Source organism: Pseudomonas sp. Pse79, from assembly GCF_024519615.1.
Taxonomy (GTDB): domain Bacteria; phylum Pseudomonadota; class Gammaproteobacteria; order Pseudomonadales; family Pseudomonadaceae; genus Aquipseudomonas; species Aquipseudomonas veronii.
This window is the reverse complement of the sequence record NZ_JALJRR010000006.1, coordinates 119,611-134,847: the sequence shown is the minus strand read 5'-3', so window position 1 is coordinate 134,847 and position 15,237 is coordinate 119,611. Positions and strand designations below refer to the sequence as shown.

Here is a 15,237-nt window from a genome sequence, read left to right as displayed (position 1 = left end):
CTGTCCATCGTCCACTTCTGGGCGCTGATCACCCTGTACATCTGGGCCGGTCCGCACCACCTGCACTACACCGCGTTGCCGGACTGGGCACAGTCGTTGGGCATGGTGATGTCCCTGGTGCTGCTGGCACCAAGCTGGGGCGGCATGATCAACGGCATGATGACCCTCTCGGGCGCCTGGCATAAGCTGCGCAGCGACCCGATCCTGCGCTTCCTGGTCGTCTCGCTGGCGTTCTACGGCATGTCGACGTTCGAAGGGCCGATGATGGCCATCAAGACCGTCAACTCGCTGTCGCACTACACCGACTGGACCATCGGCCACGTACACGCCGGCGCGCTCGGCTGGGTGGCAATGATCTCCATCGGCGCGCTGTATCACATGATCCCGAAAGTCTTCGGCCGCGAGCAGATGTACAGCGTCGGCCTGATCAACGCGCACTTCTGGCTGGCCACCATCGGCACCGTGCTCTACATCGCCTCGATGTGGGTCAACGGCATCGCCCAGGGCCTGATGTGGCGTGCGATCAACGAAGACGGCACCTTGACCTACTCCTTCGTCGAAACCCTGGTGGCCAGCCACCCTGGCTTCGTCGTGCGACTGGTGGGCGGTGCGGTGTTCCTCAGCGGCATGTTGCTGATGGCTTACAACACATGGCGCACCGTGCGCTCGGCACAACCTGTCGAAGCCACCCCTGCCGCGCAGACGGCCTGAGGAGTCAGTGATGAAACACGAAACGATTGAAAAGAACGTCGGCCTGCTGATGCTGCTGATGGTGCTTGCCGTGAGCATCGGCGGCCTGACCCAGATCGTCCCGCTGTTCTTCCAGGACGTGACCAACAAACCGGTGGAAGGCATGAAGCCCTACACCGCGCTGCAACTGGAAGGCCGCGACATCTACATCCGCGAAGGTTGCGTACAGTGCCACTCGCAGATGATCCGTCCGTTCCGTGCCGAGACCGAGCGCTACGGGCACTACTCGGTTGCGGGCGAAAGCGTCTGGGATCACCCGTTCCTGTGGGGCTCCAAGCGTACCGGGCCAGACCTGGCGCGCGTCGGCGCACGCTACTCGGACGACTGGCACCGCGCGCACTTGTACAACCCGCGCAACGTAGTGCCTGAGTCGAAAATGCCGGCCTACCCATGGCTGGTGACGGCACCGCTCGACAGCAGCCACACCGAAGCCAAGCTCAAAGTGATGCGTACCCTCGGCGTGCCCTACACCGACGACGACATCAACGGCGCAGTGGCCAGCCTCAAGGGCAAGACCGAGATCGACGCGCTGGTTTCGTACCTGCAAGTCCTCGGCACCGCCATCAAGAGCAAGAGGTGAGCCATGGGATTTGAATTCGATGCGGGCACCATCCGCGGCCTCGGCACGCTAGTCGTCGCCATCGCCTTTATCGGCCTCTCGCTGTGGGTATTCAACAACCGACGCAATGCGGAATTCGAGCAGGCACGCCTGCTGCCGTTTGCCGACGAACCCACCGCCACCCCATCCGACGCTCAAGAAGCGCCTGCAACAAGGAGCAATCGGCCATGACTACCTTCTGGAGTACATGGATCTGCGTACTGACCATCGGCAGCCTGATCGGCCTGACCTGGCTGCTGTTCGGCACCCGCAAGGGCGAGACCAAGGGCAGTGTCGACCAGACCATGGGCCACGCCTTCGACGGCATTGAGGAATACGACAACCCGCTGCCTCAGTGGTGGTTCATGCTGTTCGCCGGCACCCTGCTGTTCGCCGTCGGCTACTTGATCCTCTACCCGGGCCTGGGCAACTGGAAAGGCGTCCTGCCGGGCTATGAAGGCGGCTGGACCTCGACCAAGGAATGGGACAAGGAAATGGCCAAGGCCGACGCCAAGTTCGGGCCGATCTTCGCCAAATTCTCGGCCATGCCAGTGGAAGAAGTCGCTAAAGACCCACAAGCGCTGAAAATGGGCGGGCGCCTGTTCGCCTCCAACTGCGCGGTGTGCCACGGCTCGGATGCCAAGGGCGCGTATGGCTTCCCGAACCTGGCGGACAATAACTGGCGCTGGGGCGGTTCCGCCGAGGCGATCAAGACCACCATCATGGGCGGTCGCCACGCGGCGATGCCGGCCTGGGGCGAAGTGCTGGGCGAAGACGGTGTGAAAAACGTCGCCGCCTATGTGCGTCACGACCTGGCCAAGCTGCCACTGCCAGCCGACAGCGGCGCCGACCTGGTCGCCGGCCAAGCCACGTTCAACACCACCTGCGTGGCCTGCCACGGTCCGCAAGGCCACGGTGTCGAAGCCATGGGCGCGCCGAACCTGACCGCGCCAAGCGGCTTTATCTACGGCACCAGCCTGGCGCAGTTGCAGCAAACCATTCGCCACGGCCGCCAAGGCCAGATGCCGGCGCAGGAAGTGCTGCAAGGCAATGACAAGGTTCACCTGCTCGCCGCTTATGTTTACAGCCTCTCCCACAACGCTGACGGCGCAACGCCGCAACGCCAGGCAGAGTAACGCTCCACCCCTGAACTGCCGCCCCTGATCCGGGGGCGGTAGCTCAACCCTCCTACGCGACCAAGTGTCGCACCCTTCCAAAGCACTGCTTTCCCCTCCTGCCATTCGGGTCTACGCTTGTCTGCACAGCGGATCGGTACAGACCGGTCGACGGTCGACTTGCACGCGCTGGGTTGCACACTTCTGCAGGGATGACAGGCGCAAAGGCTGGCAGCGACCGGCTGTCGTGCCACTGACCGTTCATCGCTTCAGCAGCGTGTCGACACACAGCGAGTCACCCGCCGACGCGTCACGCAAAAATTCATGTCCGATCGATCAGTTTTTGATTTCGGATTTTGTCCTTACATCAAACATGGAAAGGGCGCAGAATCTGGCGTGGCACGCATTGACACAGGTCACCCTTGCGTTGCAATGGCACCTCGGTTTCTACATACTTGCGACCGATTTTTACCTATAAAAAAACCTAAACCGTGGAACCTTAGAATGAGCACAGCAATCAGTCCGACTGCTTATAACTATAAGGTAGTCCGCCAGTTCGCCATCATGACGGTGGTCTGGGGGATCCTTGGCATGGGGCTCGGGGTCTTCATCGCCTCGCAACTGGTCTGGCCGGAATTGAATTTCGGCCTGCCATGGACGACCTTCGGCCGCCTACGCCCGCTGCACACTAACCTGGTGATTTTCGCCTTCGGCGGATGTGCATTATTTGCCACCTCCTACTATGTCGTGCAGCGAACCTGCCAGACGCGACTGATTTCCGACGGCCTCGCCGCCTTCACCTTCTGGGGATGGCAAGCCGTGATCGTCGGGGCCGGCATCTCGTTGCCGCTGGGCTACACCACCACCAAGGAATACGCCGAGCTGGAATGGCCCATCGCCATTTTGCTCGCGATTGTCTGGGTGATCTACGCGGTGGTGTTCTTCGGCACCATCGCCAAGCGCAAGACCAAGCACATCTATGTGGGTAACTGGTTCTACGGTGCCTTCATCCTGGTGACGGCGATGCTGCACATCGTCAACCATGCGTCGTTGCCGGTCACCCTGTTCAAGTCCTATTCGGCCTACGCCGGAGCGACGGATGCGATGATCCAGTGGTGGTACGGCCACAACGCCGTGGGGTTCTTCCTCACCACCGGTTTCCTGGGGATGATGTACTACTTCGTGCCAAAACAGGCCGAACGTCCCATCTACTCTTACCGTCTGTCCATCGTCCACTTCTGGGCGCTGATCACCCTGTACATCTGGGCCGGTCCGCACCACCTGCACTACACCGCGCTGCCGGATTGGGCACAGTCGTTGGGCATGGCGATGTCGATCATCCTGCTGGCGCCAAGTTGGGGCGGCATGATCAACGGCATGATGACCCTCTCGGGCGCCTGGCATAAGCTGCGCACCGACCCGATCCTGCGCTTCCTGGTCGTCTCGCTGGCGTTCTACGGCATGTCGACCTTCGAAGGGCCGATGATGGCCATCAAGACCGTCAACTCGCTGTCGCACTACACCGACTGGACCATTGGCCACGTACACGCCGGCGCGCTCGGCTGGGTAGCGATGATCTCCATCGGCGCGCTGTACCACATGATCCCGAAAATCTTCGGGCGTGCGCAGATGCACAGCGTTGGGTTGATCAATACGCACTTCTGGCTGGCCACCATCGGCACCGTGCTCTACATCGCCTCGATGTGGGTCAACGGCATTACCCAAGGCCTGATGTGGCGTGCGATCAACGATGACGGCACCCTCACCTACTCCTTCGTCGAAGCGCTGCAAGCCAGCCACCCGGGCTACATCGTCCGTGCCCTGGGTGGCGCGTTCTTTGCCTCCGGCATGCTGTTCATGGCCTACAACGTCTGGCGCACCGTGCGTGCCTCCGACCCTGCAGAAGCCGAAGCCGCCGCCAAGATCGCCGTTGTGGGAGCCCACTGATGAAGCACGAAGTAGTCGAGAAGAATATCGGCCTGCTGGCCTTCTTCATGGTCATCGCCGTGAGTATCGGCGGCCTGACCCAGATCGTTCCGCTGTTCTTCCAGGACGTGACCAACAAGCCGGTCGAAGGCATGAAGCCGCGTACCGCCCTTGAACTGGAAGGCCGCGACATCTACATCGCCAACGGCTGTGTCGGCTGCCACTCGCAGATGATCCGTCCGTTCCGCGCCGAAACCGAACGTTATGGCCACTACTCTGTGGCCGGTGAAAGCGTGTGGGACCACCCGTTCCTGTGGGGTTCCAAGCGCACCGGGCCGGACCTGGCCCGTGTCGGCGGACGCTACTCCGATGACTGGCAACGCGCGCACTTGTACAACCCGCGCAACGTTGTGCCTGAGTCGAAAATGCCGGCGTACCCGTTCCTCGTGGAAAACAAGCTCGACGGCAAGGACACCGCGAAGAAGATGGAAGTCTTGCGCACCCTGGGCGTGCCCTACACCGACGAAGACATCGCCGGTGCAGCCGCAGCCGTGAAGGGCAAGACCGAAATGGACGCATTGGTGGCCTACCTGCAAGGCCTTGGCACCATCATCAAAAGCAAACGGTGATTCTTCATGGATATCGGGATGATTCGTGGCCTGGGCACCGTTGTCGTGATGGTGGCCTTTATCGGCCTGGCGCTGTGGGTGTTCAGCCCCAAGCGCAAGTCGGAGTTTGACGACGCAACCATGCTGCCCTTTGCGGATGACCCCGAAGCCATCAAGCACGTCGAGCAAGCTTCTAGGAGTAACAAAGAATGACTACGTTCTGGAGTCTGTACGTCACAGTCCTCAGTCTGGGTACCATTTTCGCCCTGACCTGGCTGCTGCTGTCGACCCGCAAGGGCCAGCGCGCCGAGCAAACGGACGAGACTGTCGGCCACTCGTTCGACGGTATCGAGGAGTACGACAACCCACTGCCGAAATGGTGGTTCATGCTGTTCGTCGGCACCATCGTCTTCGCCCTCGGCTACCTGGTGCTGTACCCCGGCCTGGGCAATTGGAAAGGCCTGCTGCCGGGCTACAACTACCTCGACAACGACAAGCAGACCGCCTTCGCCAACGGCCAGACCGGCTGGACCGGCGTGCATGAGTGGGAAAAGGAAATGGCCAGGTCGGACGCCAAGTTCGGGCCGATCTTCGCCAAATTCGCCGCGATGCCGATTGAGGAGGTTGCCAAAGACCCGCAGGCCCTGAAGATGGGCGGCCGTCTGTTTGCCTCCAACTGCTCGGTATGCCACGGTTCGGACGCCAAGGGAGCCTACGGCTTCCCTAACCTGACCGACGCCGACTGGCGCTGGGGCGGCGAGCCCGCGACCATCAAGGAAACCATCATGAAAGGCCGCCACGCGGTGATGCCGGCCTGGGCCGAAGTCATCGGCGAACAAGGCGTGGCCGACGTGGCGGGCTTCGTGGTGACCAACCTCGACGGCCGCAAACTGCCGGAAGGCGCCAAGGCCGATGTGGCCAACGGCGGGAAACTCTTCGCCGCCAACTGCGTGGCCTGCCACGGCCCGGCCGGTAAAGGCACGCCCGCCATGGGCGCACCCGACCTGACTCACCCGGGCGCGTTCATCTACGGTTCAAGCTTCGCCCAACTGCAGCAGACCATCCGCTACGGCCGCCAGGGCCAGATGCCTGCACAGGAATTACTGCAAGGGAACGACAAGGTGCATTTGCTGGCCGCATATGTTTACAGCTTGTCCCATGGGGATAAGAAGGCTCAAGAGCAGTAAGCTTCATCAGAAACACAAAAGCCCCGTACAGTACAAACTGGCGGGGCTTTTTTCTGGCAGCTATAACTGCCTCGCTCAGCAACTATCTAAGTTTTTCACGCACCTACTTGATAGTTGGAAGAGCTTGCTCGACATCACCGCGTGTAACCCTCGCACTCCTATATCCGAGTCCCAACTGCTCCAGCAGTTCAGGACGACCTAAGAGTTCACGTGCGAACATCTTTTTTTCTGAACCGGACGTCGACGAAGTTGCGGCACTCTCCAACGTTGGTACTCCCAGCTCTTCGCGATAACTTTCGCTCAGGGGATCCAGATATCTAAAATCATTAAAATTATCAAAAAAGTACCTCCCAATCTCCTTATCGTTCATGGTACTGAATCGTCCGTTTTCTTTTGCCTCAAAAGCACCCAGACTTTCTTGGGTGATCTTCCCATCTTGTTTATGCTCGCCAAATCCATCTAACTGTTCAAACAGGCGATTCCGCTCTAAAACCTCCCGTGCCAGTTGTGATTCGTAGATACTGTCACTGTTACCTTCAGGAGAATACGCTTTCTTCGCCAGCGACTCCCTGCTGATAACGCCCGGCTCACTCGGATCGGAAAATTTCTCAAAAGAAGTACGCAGAAGAAAAACCAAGCCTTCACTGGTGGAGGTTTTGAGATGATTTGTGGGAGGTGGAGTTATCGAAGGTGCCGAAGCGCGAGGCACTGTAACTACAGGACTATTAGAAACCCCGTTAATATTACTCATTAAAAACCTCAAGTAAATGACCACTTTTTATGTGCATATTATTTGTGGCACAAACGCCCGCTCCGTTCCTTTTCAACAAAAAAGCATCTGTATATAAATATTTCCTACAACCGCAGTTGCATTCAACCTACATCGATATATTTCGGAGATCGCACATTTTGGGGTATTTGACTCCTCATAATTTAGCGAGGGCTTTAGACGTAGAAATTGATCACATGATGTACAGAGAACATGTCAAAGGCAGCCTCGGCAATAATTTTTGCCACTGCGATAGATCGCCAGAATGAAATACACCCACCGCTTGCTACACCGGGCTTGCCACGCGCGGCACACCGGTAGTTACGTAGCTACATAGTGTCTAACGAAGGGAGGGCGATCCCATGACCATCACTACCATCTCAAGCCGCGAATTCAACCAAGACACAAGCGGTGCCAAAAAAGCCGCCCGCATGGGGGCGGTTTTTATCACCGATCGCGGCAAGCCTGCCCATGTACGTTGTGCACATCTGCATGCTCCTGACCGGACCAATGAAATCGATGCGCTGATCGCCGCTACTGCTCTGGTTCATGGGTTAACCGTCGTTACGCGCAATGTCAGTGATTTCAAATCCATCGGTGTTTCACTGATTAACCCATGGGACGAATGACCGCTCCACGCGCAAAAACCGTCCATACTTCACAAGTCAATTGATCCACGTCACCTACACCATCAATTGATTTCCCCCAACGCGACCAAAGGTCGCACCCTTTGCGCGTCATCGGGGGCGTATCATTACGCCACTGCAAGACCCTTCATTTGACCCCGACCGGCACGTACTGGCCGAGGCAAATCTCCACCGCCGTGGGATGCAATGATGAGCAAGCAAATACCGGTACAAGACGTTACTCCACCTGCCAAAAACTCCAACAACGGTGTCGACCTCTACGCGTCGCGAGAGAAAATCTACACCCGCGCCTTCACGGGCCTGTTCCGCAACCTGCGCATGCTTGGCGGCGCCGGTCTGTTCCTGCTCTACTTCGGCACGGTGTGGCTGAACTGGGGTGGTCACCAGGCCGTGTGGTGGGACCTGCCGGAACGTAAGTTCTTCATTTTCGGGGCGACCTTCTGGCCCCAGGACTTCATCCTCCTCTCGGGCATCCTGATCGTCGCGGCCTTCGGCCTGTTCTTCATCACGGTGTACGCCGGGCGCATCTGGTGCGGGTATACCTGCCCGCAAAGCGTGTGGACGTGGATCTTCATGTGGTGCGAAAAAGTCACCGAAGGCGACCGTAACCAGCGCATCAAGCTGGACAAGGCGCCGATGGGCGCCAACAAGTTCCTGCGCAAGTTCAGCAAACACACGCTGTGGCTGCTGATCGGTTTTGTCACCGGCATGACCTTCGTCGGTTATTTCTCGCCGATCCGCGAACTGGTGTTCGACTTCTTCACCGGCCAGGCCGATGGCTGGTCGTATTTCTGGGTCGGTTTCTTCACGCTCGCCACCTACGGCAACGCCGGCTGGCTGCGCGAACAGGTGTGCATCTACATGTGCCCCTATGCGCGTTTCCAAAGCGTGATGTTCGACAAAGACACCCTGATCGTCTCCTACGACCCACGTCGTGGCGAAGTGCGTGGCCCGCGTAAAAAAGGCGCCGACTACAAGGCCCAGGGCCTCGGCGATTGCATCGATTGCACAATGTGCGTGCAGGTGTGCCCGACCGGCATCGACATCCGCGATGGCCTGCAGATCGAATGCATCGGCTGCGCCGCGTGTATCGACGCCTGCGACAACATCATGGACAAGATGGATTACCCGCGCGGCCTGATCAGCTACACCACCGAGCACAACCTGTCGGGGCAGAAAACCCACAAGCTGCGTCCGCGCCTGATCGGCTATGCGCTGGTATTGCTGGCGATGATGAGCCTGTTGGCCACGGCATTTTTCATGCGTCCGCTGGTGGGTTTCGACGTCAGCAAAGACCGTGTGCTGTACCGCGAAAACGCTGAAGGACGGATCGAGAACGTCTACAGCCTGAAAATCATGAACAAAGACCAGCGCGACCACACGTATGTGCTTGATGCTGCCGGGCTGCCGGACCTCAAGCTGCAAGGCCGCCGCGAAATCAAGGTGGCTGCCGGCGACATCGTCAGCATGCCGGTCGAACTGTCGAGCGCGCCGGAGCAATTGCCGTCGAGCACCAACGAGGTGAAATTCATCCTCAAGGATGCCGATGACGCCAGCGTCCACATTGAAGCCAAGAGCCGATTCATCGGCCCACAAGTTCGTTAACGAGAGAGCTGAACAATGCCCGTAGCCACTGCCGCAAGCCCCTGGTACAAGCACCTCTGGCCCTGGATCATCATTGGTATCCTGGCCTGCTCGGTGACCTTGACCTTGTCCATGGTGACCATTGCAGTGAACAACCCGGACAATCTGGTCAACGACAACTACTACGAGGCCGGCAAAGGCATCAACCGCTCCCTGGACCGCGAACGCCTGGCCCAGACCCTGCAACTGCGCGCCAAGGTGCATCTGGATGAGCTGACCGGTGAAGTCGAACTGCACCTCACCGGCTACAGCAACCCGAGCACCCTGGAACTGAACCTGATTTCGCCGACTCAGCCCGAGAAGGACCGCAAGATCAACCTGGCCCGCAGCGACAGCGAACCCGGTCGCTACATCGGCCAGGTCACCGACAAGGTCGAAGGTCGGCGCTTCGTCGAACTGCTCGGCGTGGAAGGCGACAGGACCTGGCGCTTGTTCGAAGAAGAACAGGTCAACCACGACAAGGACTTGCTGCTCGGGGATGAACCGCTGCAGGGTGCTGAAGACCTGAAGAAGTAAACAGGCTGCGCTTCACGCATCGCGGGCAAGCCCGCTCCCACATGGACACCGCGATCCACTGTGGGAGCGGGCTTGCCCGCGATGAGGCCCTACCCGCCACCAAAGATCTAACGCCATGACCACCCCAACCCCCTGCTACCACTGCGCCCTGCCCGTTCCACCCGGTAGCCGCTTCACCGCCGTGATCCTCGGCGAGCGCCGCGAACTCTGCTGCCCGGGCTGCCAGGCCGTGGCCGAAGCGATCGTGGCGGGCGGGTTGGAAAGCTATTACCAGCACCGCAGCGAAGCCTCGGCCAACCCCGAGGCACTGCCGGTGCAATTGGTCGACGAACTGGCGCTGTACGACCGCGCCGATGTGCAAAAACCCTTCGTGCGCCACGATGGCGAACTGGCCGAAGCCACGCTGTTGATGGAAGGCATCAGTTGCGCGGCCTGTGGCTGGCTGATCGAAAAACACCTGCGCAGCCTGCCCGCCGTGGCCGAGGCGCGCCTGAACCTGTCCAACCATCGCCTGCAGGTACGCTGGGCCGACGGGCAACTGCCGCTGAGCCAACTGCTCAGTGAGCTGCGCCATATCGGTTACGCCGCCCACCCCTATCAGGCAGACCGCGCCGCCGAGCAATTGGCCGGCGAAAACCGTCTGGCCTTGCGCCAACTCGGCGTTGCCGGGTTGCTGTGGTTCCAGGCGATGATGGCGACCATGGCCACTTGGCCGGAATTCAATATCGACCTCAGCGCCGAACTGCACGTCATCCTGCGCTGGGTCGCGATGTTTCTGACCACGCCCATCGTGTTCTACAGCTGTGCGCCGTTTTTCAAGGGCGCCATGCGCGACCTGCGCACCCGCCACCTGACCATGGACGTGTCGGTATCCCTGGCCATTGGCGGGGCTTACCTGGCCGGCATCTGGACCGCGATCACCGGCGTCGGTGAACTGTATTTCGATGCGGTGGGCATGTTCGCGCTGTTCCTGCTGGCCGGCCGCTACCTGGAGCGGCGGGCCCGCGAACGCACGGCCGCCGCTACCGCGCAGTTGGTCAACCTGCTGCCTGCCTCATGCCTGCGTTTGAACGCTGAAGGCCAGAGCGAACGCATCCTGCTCCCCGAGCTGGCCCTGGGCGACCGCGTGCTGGTTCATCCCGGTGCCGTGCTGCCGGCGGACGGGGTGATTCTCGACGGCCAGTCGAGCATCGACGAATCCCTGCTCACCGGCGAATACCTGCCGCAACCGCGTCAAGTCGGCGATGCGGTAACGGCCGGCACCCTCAACGTCGAGGGCGCGCTGACCGTCGAAGTGCGCGCCCTGGGCCATGACACGCGCCTGTCCGCCATCGTGCGCCTGCTGGAGCGGGCCCAGGCCGAGAAACCGCACCTGGCGCAAATCGCCGATCGCGCCGCACAGTGGTTCCTGCTCGGCTCGCTGGTCGCCGCCGTGCTGATCGGCCTGTTGTGGTGGCAGTTGGACGCGTCGCGGGCGTTCTGGATCGTCCTGGCAATGCTGGTGGCGACCTGCCCGTGCGCGCTGTCGCTGGCCACGCCGACCGCCCTGACGGCCGCCACCGGCACCCTGCACAAACTCGGCCTGCTGCTGACCCGCGGCCATGTGCTGGAAGGCCTGAACCAGATCGACACGGTGATTTTCGACAAGACCGGCACCCTCACCGAAGGGCGCCTGGCGCTGCGTGCGATCCGCCCCCTGGGAGCGTTGAACAGCGACCAGTGCCTGGGCCTCGCTGCCGCCCTGGAAAATCGCTCAGAACACCCGATCGCCCGTGCCTTCGGGCGCGCGCCCCTGGCTGCCGACGAAGTGCTCAGTGCCCCCGGCCTCGGCCTGGAAGGCTGGGTGGGCGAACGTCAACTGCGCATCGGCCAGCCGGGCTATGTGTGTGAACTCAGCGGCTGCCCGATCCCCGCCGCGCCGGATGAAGCCGGGCAATGGCTGCTGTTGGGCGACCGCGACGGCGCCCTCGCCTGGTTCGTCCTGGACGACCGCCTGCGCAGCGACGCCCCGGCCCTGCTGGCGGCCTGCAAGGCACGCGGTTGGCGCACGCTGCTGCTGTCGGGCGACAGTTCGCCGATGGTCGCCAGCGTCGCCGCCGAACTGGGCATCGACGAAGCCCACGGCGGCCTGCGCCCCGATGACAAGCTGCAAGTGCTGCAACAACTGCACAAAGAAGGGCGCAAAGTGCTGATGCTCGGCGATGGCGTGAACGATGTGCCGGTGCTGGCCGCCGCCGATATCAGCGTGGCCATGGGCTCGGCCACCGACCTGGCAAAAACCAGCGCCGACGCGGTGCTGCTGTCCAACCGCCTCGACGCCCTGGTGCAAGCGTTTACCTTGGCGCGGCGCACCCGTCGGGTGATCATGGAGAATCTGCTGTGGGCCGGGCTGTACAATGGCCTTATGCTGCCGTTTGCCGCGCTCGGCTGGATCACGCCGATCTGGGCCGCGGTCGGCATGTCCCTCAGTTCGTTGACCGTGGTGCTAAACGCCCTGCGCCTGACTCGCCTGCCGAGCGCGCCGACCGCCAGCACCCCCTCAGTAACCCGCCCGTTGCCGGCTTGAGCCGCGCGGGCATGGAGCGCAGATGCCAGCTTTATACGTGATGATTCCGGCGGCGCTGCTGATTGTGGCCATCGCCATCTACATCTTCTTCTGGGCGGTGGACAGCGGCCAGTACGACGACCTCGACGGCCCGGCCCACAGCGTGCTGTTCGACGATCAGGACCCAAACCACCTGGCCGCCGTCGACGAGGCCAACAGCCCCGAGCCCCCGACCGACCCGAAAGATCCACCCCATGCTTGATCTGGCGCCGCTGCTGGTCTCCGCGCTGATCCTTGGCCTGCTGGGGGGCGGCCATTGCCTGGGCATGTGCGGCGGCCTGATGGGTGCGCTGACCCTGGCGATCCCCAAGGAGCAACGCAGCCGCAGGTTCCGCCTGCTGCTCGCGTACAACCTGGGGCGCATCCTCAGCTACGCCACCGCCGGCCTGCTGATCGGCCTGGCCGGCTGGGCCGTGGCCAACAGCCCGGCGGCGATGTTCATGCGCGTGCTGGCCGGCCTGCTGCTGATCAGCATGGGCCTGTACCTGGCCGGCTGGTGGAGCGGCCTCACCCGCATCGAAAGCCTCGGGCGCGGCCTGTGGCGGCACATCCAGCCGGTTGCCAACCGTTTGCTGCCGGTGTCCAGCCTGCCCCGCGCCCTGCTGTTGGGCGCGCTGTGGGGCTGGTTGCCGTGCGGGTTGGTCTACAGCACCCTGCTGTGGGCCGCCAGCCAAGGCAATGCGCTGGACAGTGCGGTGCTGATGCTGGCGTTCGGCCTGGGTACCTGGCCAGTGCTGCTGGCGACCGGGCTGGCCGCCGAACGCGTCACGGCATTATTGCGCAAACGCAGTGTGCGTACCGCCGGCGGCGTGCTGGTGATTCTGTTCGGTATCTGGACCTTGCCCGGCCCCCATCAGCACTGGCTAATGGGCCACTAAAAGGCCATGTGGCATAGCGCCGCTCCCCGTTGACGCAAATCAAGATGCCATATCCGCCACGCCCCTAGACTCGGCCGACTAGTCTATCCGGGGGAACGCCCGCATGCTCGACGCCATTCGTTGGGACAGCAACCTGATTCATCGCTACGATTTGGCGGGGCCACGCTACACGTCCTACCCCACCGCAGTGCAATTCGACAGCCAGGTCGGCTCCTTCGACCTGCTCCACGCCCTGCGCGACAGCCGCAAGGCTGCACGCCCGTTGTCGCTGTATGTGCACGTGCCGTTCTGCGCCAACATCTGCTACTACTGCGCCTGCAACAAAGTCATCACCAAGGACCGCGGCCGCGCCCAGCCCTACCTGCAGCGCCTGGAACAAGAGATCCAACTGATCGCCTGCCACCTCGATCCGAAACAGACCGTGGAGCAACTGCATTTCGGCGGCGGCACCCCGACTTTTCTCAGCCATGACGAACTGCGCCAAGTGATGGCCTGCCTGCGCAAGCATTTCAACCTGCTCGATGACGATTCCGGCGACTACAGCATCGAGATCGACCCGCGCGAAGCCGACTGGGCAACCATGGGCCTGCTGCGCGAGCTGGGCTTCAACCGCGTCAGTATCGGCCTGCAAGACCTCGACCCGGAAGTGCAACGGGCGGTCAATCGCCTGCAAAGCCTGGAAGAAACCCGCGCCGTGATCGATGCCGCGCGCACCTTGCAGTACCGCTCGATCAATATCGACCTGATCTACGGCCTGCCCAAACAAACCCCGATCAACTTCGCGCGCACCGTGGAAGAAGTGATCAAGTTGCAACCGGATCGCCTGTCGGTGTTCAACTACGCGCACTTGCCGGAACGCTTCATGCCTCAGCGGCGGATCAACGCCGATGACCTGCCGTCCCCGGCGGCAAAACTGCAGATGCTGCAAACCACCATCGAACAGTTGACCGACGCCGGCTACCGCTACATCGGCATGGACCACTTCGCGCTACCGGACGACGAATTGGCCATTGCCCAGGAAGAAGGCACCCTGCAACGCAACTTCCAGGGCTACACCACCCACGGCCATTGCGACCTGATCGGGCTCGGGGTCTCGGCCATCAGCCAGATCGGCGATCTGTATTGCCAGAACACCAGCGACCTCAATAGCTACCAGAACGCCCTGGCCGACGCGCAACTGGCGACCAACCGCGGCCTGGTCTGCACCACGGACGATCGGTTGCGGCGGGAAGTGATTCAGCAATTGATCTGTAATTTCAGCCTGACATTCGAGCAGATCGAACAGGCGTTCAATATCGATTTTCGCGGCTACTTCGACGAGATCTGGCCGCAACTCGAAACGATGGCCGACGACGGCCTGATCGAACTGGACGCACAAGGCATTCGCGTTCTACCGGCCGGGCGGCTGCTGGTGCGCTCGGTGTGCATGGTGTTCGATGCCTACCTGGAACATCAGAACCGGCAGCGCTTTTCGCGGGTGATCTGAAGGTTCTATGCCATCGCCAGGGAGGCCGCCTTCATGGCGTCTTCGCCGCTCAGGCCTTTCATGGCTTTGGCCAGCGAGGCTTGCGCGGTCACCAGGCTCGCCTGCAGTGCGCTGAGTGAGGCTTGCAGGTTGCTGGCCTTGACCCGCGCCTGGTCAGGCGTCAGGCTCGTGTCCGCCATCACTGCGGCCAGCTCGGCCTGTTTCTTGGCGATCTGCTCCTTGATCTGACGGATCATTTTCAGCGTCTGCTGAATGTTATCCGGCAGGCCACTCTCTTCGATATCGCTGTTGGCTTTCTTCGCGGTACCCGCAGCCTTCAATGCCGCTCCGGAAATAGTCACGGTCACGCCCTCGACCGCCTTGGCCGGACGCAGCGGCGCCGACGTGGCGTCCTCAAGTGCTTTGGCTGCCTTGGCTTCTTTAGCCTCCGCCACCAGGTCCTTGGGCTCGCGAACCGCCGGAACCGGCAGCTTGGCAGCAGAGTTTTCACCGATGGAAAGCATGATGT

At 61.4% G+C, this 15,237-nt stretch carries 17 protein-coding genes; 15 read left to right on the top strand and 2 right to left on the bottom strand.

Annotated features, from left to right (window positions below; genetic code table 11):
- From NR164_RS10290 to ccoP (NR164_RS10255), 8 genes are all read left to right on the top strand, one after another.
- Positions 1-711 (top strand): cbb3-type cytochrome c oxidase subunit I (locus NR164_RS10290; RefSeq protein WP_256822718.1); only part of this gene is annotated, 711 nt, incomplete at its 5' end.
- Between the two features lie 10 nt (positions 712-721).
- Positions 722-1,330 (top strand): cytochrome-c oxidase, cbb3-type subunit II, encoded by a 609-nt coding sequence (gene ccoO, locus NR164_RS10285; protein WP_017845262.1) that lies wholly within the window; start codon positions 722-724, stop codon positions 1,328-1,330.
- Between the two features lie 3 nt (positions 1,331-1,333).
- Positions 1,334-1,540, top strand: a complete 207-nt coding sequence (locus NR164_RS10280; RefSeq protein ID WP_017845261.1) for a cbb3-type cytochrome c oxidase subunit 3 — start codon at positions 1,334-1,336, stop codon at positions 1,538-1,540.
- Positions 1,537-2,484, top strand: coding sequence for a cytochrome-c oxidase, cbb3-type subunit III (gene ccoP, locus NR164_RS10275; RefSeq protein ID WP_017845260.1), 948 nt, complete (start codon positions 1,537-1,539; stop codon positions 2,482-2,484). Before NR164_RS10280 ends, ccoP (NR164_RS10275) begins: the two co-directional genes overlap by 4 nt.
- A gap of 483 nt (positions 2,485-2,967) precedes the next feature.
- Positions 2,968-4,410 (top strand): cytochrome-c oxidase, cbb3-type subunit I, encoded by a 1,443-nt coding sequence (gene ccoN, locus NR164_RS10270; protein WP_017845259.1) that lies wholly within the window; start codon positions 2,968-2,970, stop codon positions 4,408-4,410.
- Positions 4,410-5,018 (top strand): cytochrome-c oxidase, cbb3-type subunit II, encoded by a 609-nt coding sequence (ccoO, locus tag NR164_RS10265; protein WP_017845258.1) that lies wholly within the window; start codon positions 4,410-4,412, stop codon positions 5,016-5,018. Before ccoN ends, ccoO (NR164_RS10265) begins: the two co-directional genes overlap by 1 nt.
- Before the next feature lie 6 nt (positions 5,019-5,024).
- Positions 5,025-5,210, top strand: a complete 186-nt coding sequence (locus NR164_RS10260; protein WP_016775513.1) for a CcoQ/FixQ family Cbb3-type cytochrome c oxidase assembly chaperone — start codon at positions 5,025-5,027, stop codon at positions 5,208-5,210.
- Positions 5,207-6,184, top strand: a complete 978-nt coding sequence (ccoP, locus tag NR164_RS10255) for a cytochrome-c oxidase, cbb3-type subunit III (RefSeq protein WP_017845257.1) — start codon at positions 5,207-5,209, stop codon at positions 6,182-6,184. Before NR164_RS10260 ends, ccoP (NR164_RS10255) begins: the two co-directional genes overlap by 4 nt.
- A gap of 103 nt (positions 6,185-6,287) precedes the next feature.
- On the opposite strand, the gene NR164_RS10250 is transcribed toward ccoP (NR164_RS10255), so the two are convergent.
- Positions 6,288-6,935 (bottom strand): hypothetical protein, encoded by a 648-nt coding sequence (locus NR164_RS10250; protein ID WP_177031343.1) that lies wholly within the window; start codon positions 6,933-6,935, stop codon positions 6,288-6,290.
- A 380-nt stretch (positions 6,936-7,315) separates the two neighbouring features.
- Between NR164_RS10250 and NR164_RS30370 the strand changes: the two genes are divergently transcribed.
- From NR164_RS30370 to hemN, 7 genes are all read left to right on the top strand, one after another.
- A complete protein-coding gene (locus NR164_RS30370) occupies positions 7,316-7,582 on the top strand; it encodes a hypothetical protein (RefSeq protein ID WP_306218169.1) in 267 nt (88 codons plus the stop codon).
- Positions 7,583-7,789: 207 nt separating this feature from the next.
- Entirely contained in the window at positions 7,790-9,205 is a 1,416-nt protein-coding gene (gene ccoG / locus NR164_RS10240; RefSeq protein WP_017845256.1) for a cytochrome c oxidase accessory protein CcoG, read from the top strand.
- 15 nt (positions 9,206-9,220) lie between these two features.
- Positions 9,221-9,760, top strand: a complete 540-nt coding sequence (locus tag NR164_RS10235; RefSeq protein ID WP_017845255.1) for a FixH family protein — start codon at positions 9,221-9,223, stop codon at positions 9,758-9,760.
- 115 nt (positions 9,761-9,875) lie between these two features.
- Positions 9,876-12,326 (top strand): heavy metal translocating P-type ATPase, encoded by a 2,451-nt coding sequence (locus NR164_RS10230; RefSeq protein WP_079444493.1) that lies wholly within the window; start codon positions 9,876-9,878, stop codon positions 12,324-12,326.
- A 22-nt stretch (positions 12,327-12,348) separates the two neighbouring features.
- Positions 12,349-12,567: a cbb3-type cytochrome oxidase assembly protein CcoS gene (ccoS, locus tag NR164_RS10225; protein ID WP_046382456.1), complete on the top strand. Its 219-nt coding sequence runs from the start codon at positions 12,349-12,351 to the stop codon at positions 12,565-12,567.
- The gene (locus NR164_RS10220) at positions 12,560-13,243 is read left to right on the top strand and encodes a sulfite exporter TauE/SafE family protein (protein WP_046382455.1); all 684 of its coding nucleotides are present in this window, start codon (positions 12,560-12,562) and stop codon (positions 13,241-13,243) included. Before ccoS ends, NR164_RS10220 begins: the two co-directional genes overlap by 8 nt.
- Positions 13,244-13,346: 103 nt before the next feature.
- Entirely contained in the window at positions 13,347-14,729 is a 1,383-nt protein-coding gene (hemN, locus tag NR164_RS10215; RefSeq protein ID WP_017845251.1) for an oxygen-independent coproporphyrinogen III oxidase, read from the top strand.
- A 5-nt stretch (positions 14,730-14,734) separates the two neighbouring features.
- Here hemN and NR164_RS10210 read toward each other — a convergent pair whose 3' ends face one another.
- Entirely contained in the window at positions 14,735-15,232 is a 498-nt protein-coding gene (locus NR164_RS10210; RefSeq protein WP_079444494.1) for a hypothetical protein, read from the bottom strand.
- Positions 15,233-15,237 lie beyond the last annotated feature (5 nt).